Raw genomic sequence first — 16,555 nt, forward strand, 5'->3', positions numbered from 1 at the left:
ATCTGTGGAGAGACACCGGACCTGTGGAGCCACGGTATGCCGAACACCTGTTCGAATCCAGTGACACGCCGGTTCGGCGCGTCACGCCGACCCGCACCCTCCGGCAACGCCCTCGACCGGCACCGCAGACCGCCCGGGGCGACGGGGTCAACGCGGCGGGCGGACCTCGTCGACCGCGGCCCGGGACGCGTGGACGGCGGGCATCCGGCCCTCGACGAAGGTGATGAGCGCCAGCAGGTGCGGCACGAGGGCGGCACCGTCCTCGGTCAGTCGGTACTCCACGTGCGGGGGGATCGCCGACCGGACCTCGCGGTGCACCCAGCCGTCCCGCTCCAGGGTCTGCAGGCTCTGCGCCAGCATCCGCTCGCTCACGCCCTCGATCCGGCGACGCAGCTCACCGAACCGGTGCGGCGACTCGGCCAGGGCGGACAGCGCCAGGAGGGACCACTTGCCGGTCACGTGCTCCAGCGCCTCGCGGGAGGTGCAGGCGCGCCGGAAGACGTCGGCCACCAGCTCCTCGACCGTCTGCTCCACCACACCCTCGCCTGCGTCGCGCACGCCACCAGAGTACCGTCCGGACGGCATGCACTTACTGTTCGTAAGTGCCAGTCATGCAGGAAGCACTCGGAGGAGTCCCCTTGATCACCGTCACCGGAGCCACCGGCCAGCTCGGCCGGCTCGTCGTCACCGGACTGCTCGACGCCGGGGTGCCCGCCGGCGAGGTCGTCGCCGTCGTCCGCGACCCGGAGAAGGCCGGCGACCTCGCCGCGCGCGGGGTCCAGGTCCGTCGGGCGGAGTACGGCGACCGGGCGAGCCTCGAGTCCGCCCTGCAGGGCAGCGACCGACTGCTGCTGGTCTCCGGCAACGAGGTCGGCCAGCGGGTGGCCCAGCACGGCAACGTGCTGCGGGCCGCGAAAGCCGCCGGCGTCGGGCTGGTCGCTTACACCAGCGCACCGAAGGTCGACGACACCCCGCTGCCGCTGGCCCCGGAGCACGCCGCCACCGAGCGGCTGATCGCCGACGTCGGCCTGCCGGCGGTGGTGCTGCGGAACAACTGGTACCTGGAGAACTACGACCAGCAGATCCGCACCGCCGCCGAGACCGGCGAGGTCGTCGGCAGCTCGGGCGCGGGGAAGATCGCGGCGGCGACGCGGGCCGACTTCGCGGCGGGGGCGGTCGCCGTCCTGACCGCGGCGGAGCCCGAGCCGGGCGTCGTCGAGCTGGGTGGCGACCAGGCGTTCACGCTCGCCGACCTCGCTGCCGCCGTCGCCGCCGAGACCGGCCGGGAGGTCACCTACCGCGACCTCTCCGCGGAGGAGCACGTGCAGTTCCTGCTCGGGCAGGGTCTGCCGCAGGAGACCGCCGAGTTCGTCGTCGGCCTCGACCAGTCGATCGCCCAGGGCGCCCTGGACACCGGGAGCACCGCGCTGTCCGGGCTCATCCGCCGGCCGACCACGCCGCTCGCCGACCACGTCCGCTCGGTCCTGAGGGGCTGAGCCCGCGTCCCGCCGGAGGAGGGCCCGGAGGAGAGCTCAGCGCTCCTTCGGCGGGACGTCGTACTCCTTGCAGATCTCCAGCCAGACGGTGCGCACCGGCACGCCGGCCTCGATCGCCTGGGCGGGCGTGCGCCCACCCAGCGGGCCGAAGACGTGGTCGCTGGCCACGCTCTGCGCGCGGATCGCACCGAACTGGCGCTCCATCCGGGACCGGAACTCCTGCAACCGCACGCCCCGACGGTACCCACCGGGCGGTGACCTGTGCGCCGGGCACCACCGGCGTCCTACGCTCGGCGCATGGTCCCCAGCACCGGTTCGCCCACCTGGGACGTCATCCTGCAGATCGGCATCGTCCTCGCCCTGGTCACGCTGCTGGTCCTGTTGGGGCGGGACTACCTCAACCGGCGCTGAGCCGCCAGCGGCCCGCGGGTCACCGCCCAGACGACGGCCAGCGGGCCGATGAGGACCGCGGACACCGCAGCCACCAGCCCGAAGCCGCCGAGCGCGAGCAACGGGCCACCCACCGCGCCGGCGACGGCCGCCCCCAGCCCCATGAGCAGGTCAGTGGCGCCCTGGGCGGCCGGGCGGACCTCGGTGGAGACGGCCTCGGTGACCAGGGTCGACCCGGCCACCAGGCCGCACGACCAGCCCAGCCCGAGCAGGAACAGCCCGGTGCCGAGCTGGAGGGCGGCCCCCGGCGGCGCCGTGCCGGCGACCACGGCGGCGAGCAGGAGCAGCACCCCGCCCAGGGCGACCGTCGCGGTGCGACCGGCCCGGTCGGCGAGCCAGCCGACGACCGGGGAGAACAGGTACATCCCGGCCACGTGCACGCTGATGACCAGGCCGATCACCTGCAATGTCGTCCCGTCGGCGTCGGAGTGGCCGGCCCCCATGTGCACCGGGGTCATCACCATCAGCCCGACCATCACCGCGTGCGAGACGACGACGGCGGTCAGCCCCAGCCGCCCACCAGGGGTCGCCCACACCGCGCGCAGCGCCGCCGCCGAGCCCGATCGCAGCGGCGCCGGACCAGCCGGACGGTCGGCCGCGGTGAGCTGCCGGGCCAGCAGCAGCGGGTCGGGGCGGAGCAGCACCAGCACCCCGAGGACGACGACCCCGAACACCGCGATCGACAGCACGAACGCCCCGCCGAGTGCGGGCAGCCCGAGAGCGCGCCCCAGGTCGTCGGCCGGATCGGCCAGGTTGGGCCCGAGCACCGAGCCGATCGTGGTCGCCCAGACCACCAGGGACAGCGAGCGGCCGCGGTGCTCGGGTTCGGCCAGGTCGGCGGCGGCGTAGCGGGCCTGCAGGCCACTGGTGGTGGCGGCCCCGAACAGGAAGAGGCCGACGAGCAGGAGCAGCAGGGAGGACAGCGCCGCGGCCGCGACGACGACCAGGGAGCCGACGACCGCGATCCCGTAGCCCAGGGACAGGCCGGCGCGCCGGCCGTACCGGTCGCTGACCTGCGCCAGCGGGACGGCGATCAGCGCGGCGCCCAGCACGCTCGCCGTCTGCCCCAGCCCGGCCGCGGCGTCGCTCCCGGCGACGTCCCGGGCGAGCAGCCCGCCGACGGTGATGCCGATCGTCACCCCCAGCCCCCCGAGGGCCACCCCGGCCGACAGCACCGACAGCGTGCGGCGCTGGACGACAGCCTGGTCGGGCGGAGCGAGCGACGGTCGGGTCACCGGGTGAGTGTGCCCGACCGTCGCCGCTGACCGGCCGGTCGACGGCCCGCCGGTGAGGTGGTCACCGGCGGGCCGGCCGGCTCAGCGGACGCGCACCGAGTCCGTCAGCCGCACGTCGTCCGAGGCCGCGCCGACGAAGACCGGACGGACGCCGCAGGCGCGCTCCCACCGGTCGTCCTCGGCGTCCCACACCGAGAGCTGGCGCTCGTCGACCTCGATCGTCACCCGCTGCCGCTCGCCCGGCTCCAGCGTCACCCGGTCGAAGCCGGCGAGCTGGAGCGTCGGCGTGCCGGCCGCGGTGCCGGCGCCCAGGTAGACCTGCGGCACCTCGGTGCCGGTCCGGGACCCGGTGTTGGTGAGCACGAAGGACACCTCCGCATTGTCCTTGCCGGTATGGGTGCGCAGCTCGGAGTAGTCGAAGGACGTGTACGACAGTCCGTGCCCGAAGGCGAACAACGGGTCGGTCCCGGTGGCCGCGTACCAGCGGTACCCGACGTCCGTGCCCTCCGTGTACGTCTGCTGGTCGGGCACCCCGTCACCGTCGAGGTCGACGCCCGGGTAGTTCGCCGGGTCGCTGACCGGCGTCCGGGCCGGGTCGGCCGGGTAGGTCTGCGGGAGCTTGCCGCCCGGGGTGGCCGTACCGGTGAGCAGGTCGACGGTGGCCTCGGCGCCCTCCTGACCCGGGTACCACATCTGCAGCACCGCCGAGACGTCCTCCAGCCACGGCATGAGCACCGGGTCGCCGGTGTTCAGCACGACGACCGTGCGCGGGTTCGCCGCCGCCACGGCGGCGATGACCTCGTCCTGGAACCCGGGCAGCGCCAACGACGCCCGGTCCTCTCCCTCGGTGCCCTCGTTGTAGCCGAAGACCACCGCGGTGTGCGCCGCCTCGGCTGCGGAGACGGCCTCGTCGATCCGCTGCTGACGCAGCTGCGGGGTCGTCCAGTGCAGGCGGAGCTGCACCGGCGCCTCGACCGTCCCGGTGCCGCTCACCGTGGAGGAGACCTGCTCGCCGGCCGCCAGCTCGACGGTCCAGCTGTCGTTGATGAAGCCGTCGGCGGTGGGGATGAGGCTGCCGCCCAGCGCACCGAACCGGTTCTGGGTGGAGGCCACCTGCTCCTCGCCCAGGGTCACCTCGGCACCGGGGCCGGTGGTCTGCAGGTGGAAGGTGTACGTGCCGGCCTCGGGGGCGGTGACGGTGACGTCCTCGCTGAACTCCCCGGTGAGGGCGGCCTCGCCGGTGAGTTCCAACGGGCTGCCGCTGCCCAGCACTGCGCCGGGCACCAGTTCGCCCTCGAGGTCCTCACCGGTCGCCCAGGTGACCTCGGCGCCGCCGGCCTCGAGCACCTCGGCGGTGCTGTCGACCGCGCCGGCGTCGGGGTTGACCCGGGCGCTGCCACCGCCGCCGTTCAACGGGGTGGCCGCCGTGGGCCCGACCACCGCGAGACTGCCCAGAGCCTCGTCGGACAGCGGGAGCGCACGCTGCTCGTTGCGCAGCAGGACGGCGCCCTCCGTCGCCACCCGCCGGGCCACCGCGGCGTTCTCCTCGACCGCACGCTCGGGGTCCTCGCCCACGCCGTCGAGCAGCCCGACCTCGGCCATCGCGGTCAGCACGCCGGTGACCGCCCGGTCCAGTGCGGCCGCGACCGGCTCGGACAGGTCGCGCTCGGTCACCTGCCCGTCGCCGTCGACGTCCTGGGCCAGCTCGGGGAACGCCATCGGCCGGGGCATCTCGACGTCCAGCCCGGCCACCAGGGCCTCGGGCCCGTGGATGGCGAACCAGTCGGTCATGACGAAGCCGTCGAAGCCCCACTGCTCGCGCAGCACCTCGGTGAGGAGCTCGGAGTTCTGGCACGCCTGGACGGACTCGACCTGGTTGTAGGCGCACATGACCGCGCCGATCCCGGCATCGACGACCGCCTCGAAGCCGGCCAGCTCCGTCTCGTGCAGGGTCTTCTCGTCGACCAGGACGTCCAGGCCGGCGCGGCCCAGTTCCTGGTTGTTCGCCGCGAAGTGCTTGGCCGTGGCGATGACGCCGTGGTCCTGGATCCCGGAGACCTGCGGGGCCGCGAGGGAGGCGGTGAGGAGCGGGTCCTCGCTCAGCGTCTCGAAGTTCCGGCCGGCGTAGGGGGTGCGTACCAGGTTCATCATCGGGCCGAGCAGCACCTCCATGCCCAGCGCATCGGCCTCCTGGCCGAGCACCCCGCCGTAGGCGGCGGCCAGCTCCGGGGAGAAGGTGGCCCCGAGGGCCACCGGGGCCGGCAGGGCGGTCGCCGGCTCCGCGGCGCGGACACCCGAGGGGCCGTCGGCCATGTCGAGGGTCGGGATGCCCAGCCGCGGGACCCCGCCCAGGGCGCCGGCGGCACCGTTGCTGCCGGTGGTCCCCCCGAGCAGCCCGAACTTCTCCGGGACGGTCAGCTGGGCCACCAGGGCGGCCACCTGCCGCGCCACCCGGTCGTGGTCGCCACGGTCGTGGCCGTGGCCGTTCCCGTCGCGGTGCCCGTTCCCCTTGCCGTGGCCGTGGCCGTTGCCGTTGCCGTCCGCGTGCCGGTCCGTGCCCGGCGAGGCGAGCGCCGGGGTGGCCCCGCCGGTGACGACCGCCGCCGCGGCGACGAGGGCGACGCCGGCACGCAGGCGTCGAGTGCGGTGCGGTCTCATGAACGACTCCTGTGTCGCACTCGAGGTGACCCCGATGTCCCCCGAGACCCGCCGAACCTAGAGACCGGCTCAGCCGCCCCACAACCAGGCCTTCCGGTGGGCGGCAACCACGTCACAGCCCCATCGAGCGCCCCACGATCTCCTTCATGATCTCGTTGGTGCCGCCGTAGATCGACTGCACCCGGGCGTCCCGCCAGGCCTTGGAGACGCGGTACTCGCTCATGTAGCCGTAGCCGCCGTGCAGCTGCAGGCACCGGTCGGCGACCTTGTTCTGCAGCTCCGTCGTCCACCACTTGGCCATCGCGGCGTCGGTGGCGGTGAGGTCACCGCTGCCGAGCTGGCGCACGCACTCGTCGACGAAGGTCCGGGCGATCGTCACCTCCGTCTGCAGCTCGGCGAGGACGAAGCGGGAGTTCTGGAAGGAGCCGATCGGCCGGCCGAACGCCGTCCGGGTGGTCACGTACTCGACGGTCAGCGCGAGCACGGTCTCGGCGGCGGCGACCGCGGAGACGGCGATGTGCAGTCGTTCCTGCGGCAGGTTCTGCATCAGGTGCGCGAAGCCGTGCCCCTCGGTGCCGAGCAGGTTGGCGGCGGGCACCCGGACGTCGTCGAAGAACAGCTCGGCGGTGTCCTGCGCCTTCAGCCCGACCTTGTCCAGGTTGCGGCCGCGGGAGAAGCCGGCCATGTCGCGTTCGACCACGAGCAGGCTCAGGCCCCGGGAGCCGGGCGCCTCGGGATCGGTGCGGGCGACGACGATGACCAGGTCGGCGTTGATGCCGTTGGTGATGAAGGTCTTCGAGCCGTTGAGCACCCAGTCGGCGCCGTCCCGGCGGGCGGTGGTCTGGACGCCCTGCAGGTCGCTGCCGGCGGCCGGCTCGGTCATCGCGATCGCCGTGATCAGCTCACCGGTGCAGAACCGGGGCAGCCAGCGTTCCTTCTGCTCCTCGGTCGCGAGGTCCTGCAGGTAGGGGCCGACGACGTCGTTGTGCAGCCCGAAGCCCACGCCGCTGGCGCCGATCCGGACCAGTTCCTCGCTCAGCACGCAGGACCAGCGGAAGTCGCGCACCCCGCCGCCGCCGTACCGCTCGTCCACGCCCATGCCCAGCAGCCCCTGGGCGCCGGCCGCCGTCCACAGCTCCCGCGGCACGATGCCGGCGCGCTCCCAGTCGTCGTGGAAGGGCGCGACCTCCTTCTCGCAGAACGCCCGGACGCTGCTCCGGAAGTCGTCGTGGTCGGCCTCGTACAAGCTGTGACGCATGCCACGCAGTGTGGCTCAGCCCCAGCGCCGACCGACAGCCCGGTGACCGAAGGCCGGCTTGATCTCGGCGTTGAAGAAGCGGCCCTTGCTCTCGGCCCGGAGCAGCGACAGCACCCGTTCCGGTGGCACCTCGAGGAAGTGGTAGACGCGGCCGTCGCAGAACACGATCTCCAGGACCTGCTCCTCCTCGTCGTAGCCGACGGTGGCGATGCTGGAGGACTGCACTGCTGCTCGCTGCATGGCTGCCCCCTGGGGGACGACGGTGGAGATGACACCAGTGTGATTCGCCCGGGTCCGCATGTCGACGAATCCGCTTGTCGGCTCGTCACCGGGTCGTCAGGCTGCCGCGGTGCGCGCATTCGATGAGCTGATCGCCGAAGGCGCAGCCGTGTCCACCGAGGGCTGGGACTTCTCCTGGTTCGCCGGCCGGGCCACCGAGGAGCGGCCTCCCTGGGGTTGGTGCGGGTTGCTGGCCGATCGGCTCGGCCGCGCCACCAGGTCCCTCGACCTGCAGACCGGAGGCGGCGAGGTGTACGCCGAGGCGCTGACCCGGGCCGCGCGGGCACCCGGGCGGGTGGCGGCCACCGAGTCGTGGCCACCGAACCTGCTCCTGGCCAGGGAGCGCCTGGGGGGCTGGGGCGGCGAGGTGGCCGAGGTCGCGGACGACGGTCCGCTGCCCTTCTCGGATGCGACCTTCGACCTGGTGAGCAGCCGGCACCCCACCGTCCAGCGATGGGACGAGATGGCGCGTGTCCTGGCCCCCGGCGGCACCCACCTGTGCCAGGGCGTCGGGTCAGGCACCCACCGGGTGCTGGCCGAGGCGCTGGTGGGTCCCCGGCACGATGCCGATGAACCCACCGCCGAACGGACCGCCGAGGCCGCCCGGTCGGCAGGCTTGCTGGTGGTCGCCGTGCGGTCCCACCGATGCCGAGTCGAGTTCGGCGACATCGGCGCGGTCGTGCACTTCCTGCGGAAGGTCGTCTGGACGGTGCCGGGCTTCTCGGTCGAGCGGTACAGGTCACAGCTCGCGGAGGTGCACCGGCAGATCGAGCGGGACGGCACCTTCGTCTCGTGGTCGCAGCGCTACCTGATCGAGGTCCGCCAACCGCGCTGAACCGCGCTGACCTCGATCGCACCGGGACGGCCCCGGCGAACTGTCGTACCCGCGTGGACACTGGTCGCGTGTCCGCTCTCGACCGGTTCTCCGCGCCCACCCAGGCGTGGTTCACCGGCGCATTCGAGCAGCCGACCCCGGCCCAGGAGGGCGCCTGGACGGCGATCAGCAGCGGCGAGCACGCGCTGGTCGTGGCCCCGACCGGGTCGGGCAAGACGCTGGCGGCCTTCCTCTGGTCCCTGGACCGGCTGGCCGCCACGCCCCCGCCGGGGGACCCGCTGCGCCGCTGCCGGGTCCTCTACGTCTCCCCGCTCAAGGCGCTGGCCGTCGACGTCGAGCGCAACCTGCGCGCACCGCTCACCGGGATCGGCCAGGCCGCCGCCCGGCTGGGTCAGGAACGGCCGGAGATCAGCGTCGGCATCCGCTCGGGTGACACCCCGGCCGACGAGCGACGGCTGTTCGCCAAGCGCCCGCCGGACATCCTGATCACCACCCCGGAGTCGCTCTTCCTGCTGCTCACCAGCCAGGCGCGGGAGTCGCTGCGCGGGGTGGAGACGGTGATCCTCGACGAGGTGCACGCCGTCTGCGGCAGCAAGCGTGGGGCCCACCTGGCGGTCTCCCTCGACCGGCTCGACGAGCTGCTGGAACGGCCCGCCCAGCGGATCGGGCTGTCGGCGACGGTGCGACCGATCGAGGAGGTGTCGACCTTCCTGGCCGGGGGCCGTCCGGTGCAGGTGGTGGCCCCGCCGTCGCAGAAGCAGTGGGACCTCTCCGTCGTCGTCCCGGTCGAGGACATGAGCCAGCTGGGGCAGCCCACCGGGGAGCTGGAGGGGTCGGCGGCGGGCAACCAGCCGCGGACGTCGATCTGGCCGGCGGTCGAGGAGCGGGTGCTCGACCTGATCGAGACCCACCGCAGCACCATCGTCTTCGCCAACTCCCGCCGGCTGGCCGAGCGGCTGACCAGCCGGCTCAACGAGCTGGCGTACGAACGGGCGACCGGAGAGCCGCTGCCGCACGGCGCGAACCCGGCCGAGCTGATGGCCCAGGCCGGCTCCGGCGGCGGGCTGCCCCCGGAGGCCAAGCCGGTCGCCTCGGCGCACCACGGCTCGGTCTCCCGGGAGCAGCGCGCGGTGGTCGAGGAGGCGCTCAAGTCCGGGCAGCTGCCCGCCGTCGTGGCCACCTCATCGCTGGAGCTGGGCATCGACATGGGCGCGGTCGACCTGGTCATCCAGGTCGAGTCACCGCCGAACGTCGCCGCCGGGCTGCAGCGGGTCGGGCGGGCCGGCCACCAGGTCGGTGCGGTCAGCGAGGGCGTGATCTTCCCGAAGTTCCGCGGCGACCTGGTGCAGAGCGCCGTCGTCGCCGAGCGGATGCGCGCCGGGGCCATCGAGTCGACCCGCTATCTGCGCAACCCGCTCGACGTGCTGGCCCAGCAGATCGTGGCGATGGTCTCCGAGCGGCCGCGCACCGTCGACGAGGTCGCCGCCGTGCTGCGCCGCTCGGCCGCCTTCGCCTCGCTGCCCGACTCCGCGCTGCACGCGGTGCTGGACATGCTGGCCGGCCGCTACCCCTCCGACGCCTTCGCCGAGCTGCGCCCGCGGCTGACCTGGGACCGGGTCACCGACACGCTCACCGCCCGCGCCGGTGCCCAACGGCTGGCGGTGACCAGCGGCGGCACCATCCCCGACCGCGGGCTGTTCGGCGTCTTCCTGGTCTCCGGGGCCGGTGAGAACGGCGGACGCCGGGTCGGCGAGCTGGACGAGGAGATGGTCTACGAGTCCCGGGTGGGCGACGTGTTCCTGCTCGGGTCGTCGTCCTGGCGGATCGAGGAGATCACCCACGACCGGGTGCTGGTCAGCCCCGCCCCCGGCCTGCCCGGGAAGATGCCCTTCTGGCACGGCGACACCCTGGGCCGGCCACTGGAGCTGGGCCGGGCGCTGGGCGCCTTCCTCCGTGAGGTCGGCTCCGCGACACCGGAGGCCGGCACCGAGCGGGCCCGGGCCGCCGGCCTCGACGAGTGGGGCGCGGCCAACCTGTTCGCCTACCTGGCCGAGCAGAAGCAGGCCACCGGCCACCTGCCCGACGACCGCACGCTGCTCGTCGAGCGGTTCCGGGACGAGCTCGGCGACTGGCGACTGGTCGTGCACTCCCCCTTCGGCGCACAGGTCAACGCGCCCTGGGCGCTGGTGCTGGCCGCACGGCTGCGTGAGCGGTACGGGGTGGACGTCGCGTCGATGCACTCCGACGACGGCATCGTGCTCCGGCTGCCCGACACCACCGGGGAGGCGCCCGAGGCCGACCTGGCCCTCCTCGACCCGGACGACGTCGAACGTGAGGTCACCGCCGAGGTCGGCAACTCCGCGCTCTTCGCCAGCCGGTTCCGCGAGTGCGCCGCCCGGGCGCTGCTGCTCCCCCGCCGCGACCCGCGCCGGCGCACCCCGCTGTGGCAGCAGCGGCAGCGCGCGGCCCAGCTGCTCTCGGTGGCCAGCGAGTTCTCCTCCTTCCCGATCACCCTCGAGGCGGTCCGGGAGGTGCTGCAGGACGTCTACGACGTGCCGGGGCTGGTCGAGCTGATGCGCGACGTCCGGGCCCGCCGGGTCCGGCTCGTCGACGTGCAGACCCAGACCGCCTCACCGTTCGCCCAGTCCCTGCTGTTCGGCTACGTCGGACAGTTCATCTACGAGGGCGACGCCCCGCTGGCCGAGCGCCGCGCCCAGGCGCTCGCGTTGGACACCGGGCTGCTGGCCGAGCTGCTGGGCCGCTCGGAGCTGCGCGAGCTGCTCGACGCCGACGCGATGGGCGAGGTCGAGGCGGAGCTGCAACGGCTGCCCGAGCAGCGGCACCCGCGCGACGTCGACGGTGCCAGCGACCTGCTCCGCGGCGTCGGCGACCTGACGGTCGCAGAAGCGGCCGCCCGGGGTGTGCCCGCCGACTGGCTCCAGGAGCTGGTCGTCTCCCGCCGGGCGCTGGTGGTCCGGATCGCCGGGGAGGAGCGGCACGTCGCCATCGAGGACGCCGGCCGGCTCCGCGACGCCCTGGGCACGGCACTGCCGGTCGGGGTGCCCGAGGTGTTCACCGAACCGGTGGCCGACCCGCTCGGTGACCTGATCGGCCGCTACGCCCGCACCCACGGCCCGTTCGCGCCCCCGGAGGTCGCCGCCCGGCTCGGCCTGGGCGTCGCCGTCGTCACCGCCACGGTGCAGCGGCTGGTCGGCACCGGCCGGCTGGTCACCGGCGAGTTCCGGCCCGGCGGCATCGGCCAGGAGTGGTGCGACGCCGAGGTGCTGCGCTCGATCCGGCGGCGGTCGCTGGCCAAGCTGCGCCAGGAGGTCGAGCCGGTCCCGATCGACACGCTGGCCCGGTTCACGCCCTCCTGGCAGTCGGTGGGCGGCCGGATGCGCGGGGTCGACGGCGTCCTGGCGGTGGTCGAGCAGCTGGCCGGTGCCCTGGTGCCCGCCTCGGCGCTGGAGTCGCTGGTGCTGCCGTCCCGGGTGCAGGGCTACTCGCCCGCGATGCTCGACGAGCTCACCAGCGCCGGAGAGGTGCTCTGGGCCGGTGCGGGCGGACTGTCCGGCGGCGACGGCTGGGTCTCCCTGGTGCCCGCCGACCTGGCCCCGCTGCTGCTCCCCGAGCCGCCCGGTGGCGCCACCACCGAGGGCGGCGTCGGGCAGCTGCTGCTCGACGAGCTCGCCGGCGGGCAGGCGCTGTTCTTCCGGGCACTGTCCGACCGGGTGGGCGCCACCGACGACACCGCGCTGGCCGAGGAGATCTGGGACCTGGTCTGGGCCGGCGCGTTGACCAACGACACCCTCGCCCCGCTGCGGGTGCGGCTGTCCGGCGGCGGCACCCACAAGCGGCAGCCCGCCGCACCCCGCGCCCGGCTCGACCGCAGCCGCTACGGCCGCACCCGGCTGGGCCGGCCGGCGATGCCCAGTCGCACCGGTCCCCCGGCGATGGCCGGGCGCTGGTCGCGCCTGCCCGAGCTGGAGGGCAACGCCACCAAGCGCACCACCGCACGGGCGGAGGCGCTGCTGGAGCGGCACGGCGTGCTCACCCGCGGGGCGGTGCAGGCCGAGCAGGTGACAGGTGGGTTCTCCGCGGTCTACCCGGTTCTGCGAGCGTTCGAGGAGAACGGCCGGGCCCGCCGGGGCTACTTCGTCGAGACCCTCGGCGCAGCGCAGTTCGGCACCCCGGGCTCGGTCGACCGGCTGCGCAGCTTCGCCAGCCCGGACCGTGCGCCCGCCGGGCCGGTCGTGCTCGCCGCCACCGACCCGGCGAACGTCTACGGGGCCGCTCTCCCCTGGCCGGAGCGGGTCGTGGGCTCGGCCGACGGTGCCCCCGACGGCCCGGCGGTCGACCTCGGCGAGGGCACCGGCACCCGGCGGACGGGGCACCGGGCGGGGCGCAAGGCCGGCGCGCTGGTCGTGCTGGTCGACGGCGAGCTGGTGCTCTACGTCGAGCGTGGCGGGAAGACGCTGCTGTCCTGGACCGAGGACGAGACCGTGCTCAAGGAGGCGGCCACCGCGCTGTCCGGCGCGGTCGCCTCGGGGGCGCTGGGCCGGATGATCGTGCAGAAGGCCGACGGGGCGTCAGTGCACGAGTCCGGCCCGCTCACCGCCGCGCTGCAGGCGGCCGGGTTCGCCGCCACCCCGCGGGGGCTGCGGCTGCGGAGCTGATCGGGCGGGCCCTGCCGAGCGCCACCCGCGCGCGGCCGACGTGGCTCAGCGGGCGCGACGACGCATCAGGAGCGGCGGGAGCCCTGCAGCCAGGGACCGAGCCAGCGGCTGAGCCGGGGCATGGACAGCCGCAGCGCCGTCACCACGTAGGCCGCCGACAGCAGCAGCCGCAGCGGCCACGGCCACTCCCCGACGAAGGGCATGGCCAGGAGCTGGAAGGTCGAGGTGAACAGCAGGACGACGGCCACGGTGAGCAGCCAGCTGCGCCACGCCGGACCGGGCCGGGCGGGCACCGCGAAGAAGCTCTGCAGGCCCACGGCCCGGGCCACCCGCTCGTCCTCCACCAGCTGGTGCACCCGGTCCAGCGCCTCGCGCCGCTCCGGCGAGCGCTCCCAGGCGGCGAGGGAATCGTCGTCCCGGAAGCGGTAGACCAGGTGGTACTCGTCGCTGCCCGGGCCGGGGCGCAGCAGCGAGGACCCGAGGTGGCCGGGGAAGGTCGCGACCAGCTCCTGCACGTCGGCTGCCCACCGCTCGAAGGCGTTCTGCTGCTCCGGGCGCACCACCCGGGCGACCGTGACGGTGACCGGCTCGGCCGCCGGGGCGGGCTGCCGGGCGGCGATGTTGCCGGCCAGGCGGTCCGGCAGGCTGCGGAGGCGGGTCGTCACGGTCACAGGATCCCTCAGCGCTGAAGGAACGCAGGCTGTTCCCGCTTGTCGCCCCCCTCACACGAGGCCACCCGACCGAGGGAGGGGGCACACCGTCGGCGCCGCCGAGGTCACCCGTCCGCTCCGGCGACGGCGTCGGCCCCGTCAGCGATCCCGAGCACCAGTCCCGTCCGCCGGGGACCATGGGCGGCGTGCCCGAGGGAGACACCGTCTGGCTGGCCGCCCAGCGGATGGACACGGCGCTGGGCGGCGCCACGCTCCGCCGCGGCGAGCTCCGGGTGCCCCAACTGGCCGCCACGGACCTCGCCGGTGCCACCGTCACCGAGGTCGTCCCCCGCGGGAAGCACATGCTCATCCGGCTGGCCGACGGCCGCACCCTGCGCACCCACTACCGGATGGACGGCAGCTGGCACGTCTACCGGCCGGGCTCCCGGTGGCGGGGCGGACCCGGGCACAGCGTCCGGGCCGTGCTGGCCACCGACGAGTGGGAGTGCGTCGGGTACCGGCTGCACGACGTGCGGCTTGTCCCCACCAGCCAGGAGGCGGAGCTGGTCGGCCATCTCGGCCCCGACGTGCTCGGCCCGGACTGGGACCTCGAGGAGGCCCTGCGCCGGCTCCACGCGCACCCCGACGAACAGGTCGGCGTCGCCCTCCTCGACCAGCGCAACCTGGCCGGCATCGGCAACCTCTACAAGGTCGAGTCGCTGTTCCTCACCGGCGTGCACCCGTGGGCCCGGGTCGCCGACGTCCCGGACCTGCCCGGGCTGGTCGAGCGGGCCCGCACCCTGATGCTGGCCAACCGAGACCGCCCCTCGCAGAGCACCACCGGGGAGACCCGCCGGGGCCAGGACCACTGGGTCGCCGGCCGGAAGGGCCGCCCGTGCCGCCGCTGCCGGACGCCGATCCTGCTCGGCGACCAGGGACCGGACCTGCAGGAACGGGTCACCTGGTGGTGCCCGCGCTGCCAGGCCACGCCGGCGCCGGTCGATCCACGGGCCCGCACCGGTGAGCCCGGCACCGAGGCCCGCCGCGCCCGGTACTGACGACGTCGTCCCACGTGGCCACCCGACCGCCGCCAGCTCGGCGGGAGTCGGTGCGGACGAGGATCATGGCGGGATGCCCGAGGGAGACACGGTCTGGCTGGCCGCGCAGCGGATGAACACCGCGCTGGCCGGGGCGACGCTGACCACGGGTGAGCTCCGGGTGCCGCAGCTGGCCACCACGGACCTGGGCGGTGCCACCGTCACCGAGGTCGTCCCCCGCGGGAAGCACATGCTGATCAGGCTGGCCGACGGCCGCACGCTGCGCACCCATTACCGGATGGACGGCAGCTGGCACATCTACCGGAAGGGCAGCCCGTGGAAGGGCGGGCCGGCGCACAGCATCCGGGCGGTCCTGGCCACAGCCGAGTGGGACTGCGTCGGCTACCGGCTGCACGACCTGCGGATCGTGCCGACCAGCGCCGAGGACGAACTGGTCGGCCACCTCGGCCCCGACGTGCTCGGCCCCGACTGGGACCTGGACGAGGCGCTCCGCCGGCTCCGCGCGCACCCCGACGAGCAGATCGGTGTCGCCATCCTGGACCAGCGCAGCCTGGCCGGCATCGGCAACCTCTACAAGGTCGAGACGCTGTTCATGACCCGCACCCACCCGTGGACCCGGGTCGCCGACGTCGCGGACCTCCCTGGCCTCGTCACCCGCGCCCGCACCCTGATGCAGGCCAACCGAGACCATCCCGAGCAGAGCACCACCGGCTCCACCCGGCGCGGAGAGGACCACTGGGTGTTCGGCCGCAAGGGCCGTCCGTGCCGGCGCTGCCGCACCCCGATCCTGCTCGGTGACCAGGGGCCGCACACGCAGGAACGGGTGACCTACTGGTGCCCCTCGTGCCAGGCCGCACGCAGCCCGATCGACCCGCTGGCCCGCACCGGGGAGCCCGGCCACCCGGCGTCCATCGCTGCCACCTGATCGCCAGAGCCCCGCCGTCCAGCAGGACGACGGGGCTCCGGGTCGGGTCCGCCCCTGCGTCGGCGCGAGCCGGCGGGGGCTGGTCCGGCTACTGCTCCGGGCGCTCGGCCGGCTGCGCGGCGCGCTGCTCGGCGTTCGAACCGAGGTCGCCGGTGGCACCCTGCCCGGCCTCGATCGCACCGGCGGCCTGGTTGCCCTCGACCGCCTGGGGACCGGTGGCACCGCCCATGCCCGCACGGATCTCGGCGAGGCGGGAGGCGCCGGCGACGTCGATGGTCGCCTTCTCCACCTCGAGCATCCGGCCCTCGACCGAGTCCTGCGCCAGCTCCGCCTGACCCAGCGCGGTGGCGTAGCGGGCCTCGATCTTGTCCCGCACCTCGCCCAGGTTGGGGGTGTTGCCCGGTGCGGACAGCTCGTTGACCGACCGCAGCGAGGCCGAGACCTGCTCCTGCATCTTGGCCTGCTCCAGCTGCGACATCAGCTTGGTGCGCTCGGCCAGCGTCGACTGCAGCCGCATCCGGCTGGTCTCGACCGCGCCCTTGGCCTGCTCGGCGGCCTGCAGCGCCTCGTCGTGGCTGCGCTTGAGGTCCTCGACCGACTGCTCGGCGCCGACCAGCTGGGTGGCGAAGGCCTGGGCAGCCTGCTCGTAGTCGGCGGCCTTGGCGGCGTCCCCGGCGGCGCGGGTCTGGTCGGCGAGGGTCAGCGCCTGCCGGGCGGAGGCCTGCAGCTTCTCGATCTCACCCAGCTGCCGGCTGAGCCGCATCTCCAGCTGCCGCTGGTTGCCCAGCACGGCGGCGGCCTGGTTGGCCAGGGCCTGGTGCCGCTGCTGCTCCGCCTCGATCGCCTGCTGGATCTGGATCTTCGGGTCAGCCCGCTGGTCGATCTGGTTGTTGGCCGAGGCCGTCAGGTACTTCCACAGCTTCACGAACGGGTTCGGCATGGCTCCTCCTGGTCCGGTGCTCCAGCCCCGCCGGGCGGCGGGCGGTGCGACACGGATGACACTGTCCCGATCATCGTCCCAGGCGGCGTCCTCGG

The 16,555-nt window shown here is 74.4% G+C and carries 13 protein-coding genes; 5 read left to right on the forward strand and 8 right to left on the reverse strand.

All coding sequences use genetic code 11. The annotated features are described in order from the left end of the window. Positions 1 to 147 precede the first annotated feature (147 nt). Positions 148 to 558, reverse strand: a complete 411-nt coding sequence (locus tag O2W16_RS18275) for a winged helix-turn-helix transcriptional regulator (RefSeq protein ID WP_269160246.1) — start codon at positions 556 to 558, stop codon at positions 148 to 150. An 80-nt stretch (positions 559 to 638) separates the two neighbouring features. Here O2W16_RS18275 and O2W16_RS18280 point away from each other — a divergent pair, with 80 nt between their 5' ends. Further along, on the forward strand, positions 639 to 1,496 hold the full coding sequence (locus O2W16_RS18280) for an NmrA family NAD(P)-binding protein (RefSeq protein ID WP_269160247.1): 858 nt from the start codon (positions 639 to 641) through the stop codon (positions 1,494 to 1,496). Positions 1,497 to 1,532: 36 nt separating this feature from the next. On the opposite strand, the gene O2W16_RS18285 is transcribed toward O2W16_RS18280, so the two are convergent. From O2W16_RS18285 to O2W16_RS18305, 5 genes are all read right to left on the reverse strand, one after another. After that, a complete protein-coding gene (locus O2W16_RS18285; RefSeq protein ID WP_269160248.1) occupies positions 1,533 to 1,727 on the reverse strand; it encodes a DUF3046 domain-containing protein in 195 nt (64 codons plus the stop codon). A gap of 161 nt (positions 1,728 to 1,888) precedes the next feature. Continuing rightward, a complete protein-coding gene (locus tag O2W16_RS18290; RefSeq protein WP_269160249.1) occupies positions 1,889 to 3,181 on the reverse strand; it encodes an MFS transporter in 1,293 nt (430 codons plus the stop codon). 81 nt (positions 3,182 to 3,262) lie between these two features. Continuing rightward, a complete protein-coding gene (locus tag O2W16_RS18295) occupies positions 3,263 to 5,839 on the reverse strand; it encodes a beta-glucosidase family protein (RefSeq protein ID WP_269160250.1) in 2,577 nt (858 codons plus the stop codon). Positions 5,840 to 5,951: 112 nt separating this feature from the next. Beyond that, positions 5,952 to 7,097, reverse strand: coding sequence for an acyl-CoA dehydrogenase family protein (locus O2W16_RS18300; RefSeq protein ID WP_269160251.1), 1,146 nt, complete (start codon positions 7,095 to 7,097; stop codon positions 5,952 to 5,954). Positions 7,098 to 7,112: 15 nt separating this feature from the next. After that, positions 7,113 to 7,337, reverse strand: coding sequence for a KTSC domain-containing protein (locus O2W16_RS18305; protein WP_269160252.1), 225 nt, complete (start codon positions 7,335 to 7,337; stop codon positions 7,113 to 7,115). 109 nt (positions 7,338 to 7,446) lie between these two features. Between O2W16_RS18305 and O2W16_RS18310 the strand changes: the two genes are divergently transcribed. Beyond that, positions 7,447 to 8,211, forward strand: a complete 765-nt coding sequence (locus tag O2W16_RS18310) for a class I SAM-dependent methyltransferase (protein WP_269160253.1) — start codon at positions 7,447 to 7,449, stop codon at positions 8,209 to 8,211. Positions 8,212 to 8,279: 68 nt separating this feature from the next. Further along, positions 8,280 to 12,887, forward strand: a complete 4,608-nt coding sequence (locus O2W16_RS18315; RefSeq protein ID WP_269160254.1) for an ATP-dependent helicase — start codon at positions 8,280 to 8,282, stop codon at positions 12,885 to 12,887. 65 nt (positions 12,888 to 12,952) lie between these two features. On the opposite strand, the gene O2W16_RS18320 is transcribed toward O2W16_RS18315, so the two are convergent. Next, on the reverse strand, positions 12,953 to 13,552 hold the full coding sequence (locus O2W16_RS18320; protein WP_269160255.1) for an antibiotic biosynthesis monooxygenase: 600 nt from the start codon (positions 13,550 to 13,552) through the stop codon (positions 12,953 to 12,955). Between the two features lie 191 nt (positions 13,553 to 13,743). Between O2W16_RS18320 and O2W16_RS18325 the strand changes: the two genes are divergently transcribed. Continuing rightward, positions 13,744 to 14,595, forward strand: a complete 852-nt coding sequence (locus O2W16_RS18325; protein WP_269160256.1) for a DNA-formamidopyrimidine glycosylase family protein — start codon at positions 13,744 to 13,746, stop codon at positions 14,593 to 14,595. Between the two features lie 73 nt (positions 14,596 to 14,668). After that, entirely contained in the window at positions 14,669 to 15,520 is an 852-nt protein-coding gene (locus tag O2W16_RS18330; RefSeq protein WP_269160257.1) for a DNA-formamidopyrimidine glycosylase family protein, read from the forward strand. A gap of 88 nt (positions 15,521 to 15,608) precedes the next feature. Here the strand turns inward: O2W16_RS18330 and O2W16_RS18335 are convergent, their stop codons facing one another. Further along, positions 15,609 to 16,460, reverse strand: a complete 852-nt coding sequence (locus tag O2W16_RS18335; protein WP_269160258.1) for a PspA/IM30 family protein — start codon at positions 16,458 to 16,460, stop codon at positions 15,609 to 15,611. Positions 16,461 to 16,555 lie beyond the last annotated feature (95 nt).

This window comes from Modestobacter sp. VKM Ac-2984, from assembly GCF_026967985.1.
Classification (GTDB): domain Bacteria; phylum Actinomycetota; class Actinomycetes; order Mycobacteriales; family Geodermatophilaceae; genus Modestobacter.

What these genes read in the sequence shown, in the direction of transcription:
- O2W16_RS18295 (WP_269160250.1), bottom strand. Translation starts at nt 5,839, where the DNA reads ATGAGACCGCACCGCACTCGACGCCTGCGTGCCGGCGTCGCCCTCGTC.
- O2W16_RS18300 (WP_269160251.1), bottom strand. Translation starts at nt 7,097, where the DNA reads ATGCGTCACAGCTTGTACGAGGCCGACCACGACGACTTCCGGAGCAGC.
- O2W16_RS18330 (WP_269160257.1), top strand. Translation starts at nt 14,669, where the DNA reads ATGCCCGAGGGAGACACGGTCTGGCTGGCCGCGCAGCGGATGAACACC.
- O2W16_RS18335 (WP_269160258.1), bottom strand. Translation starts at nt 16,460, where the DNA reads ATGCCGAACCCGTTCGTGAAGCTGTGGAAGTACCTGACGGCCTCGGCC.
- O2W16_RS18305 (WP_269160252.1), bottom strand. Translation starts at nt 7,337, where the DNA reads ATGCAGCGAGCAGCAGTGCAGTCCTCCAGCATCGCCACCGTCGGCTAC.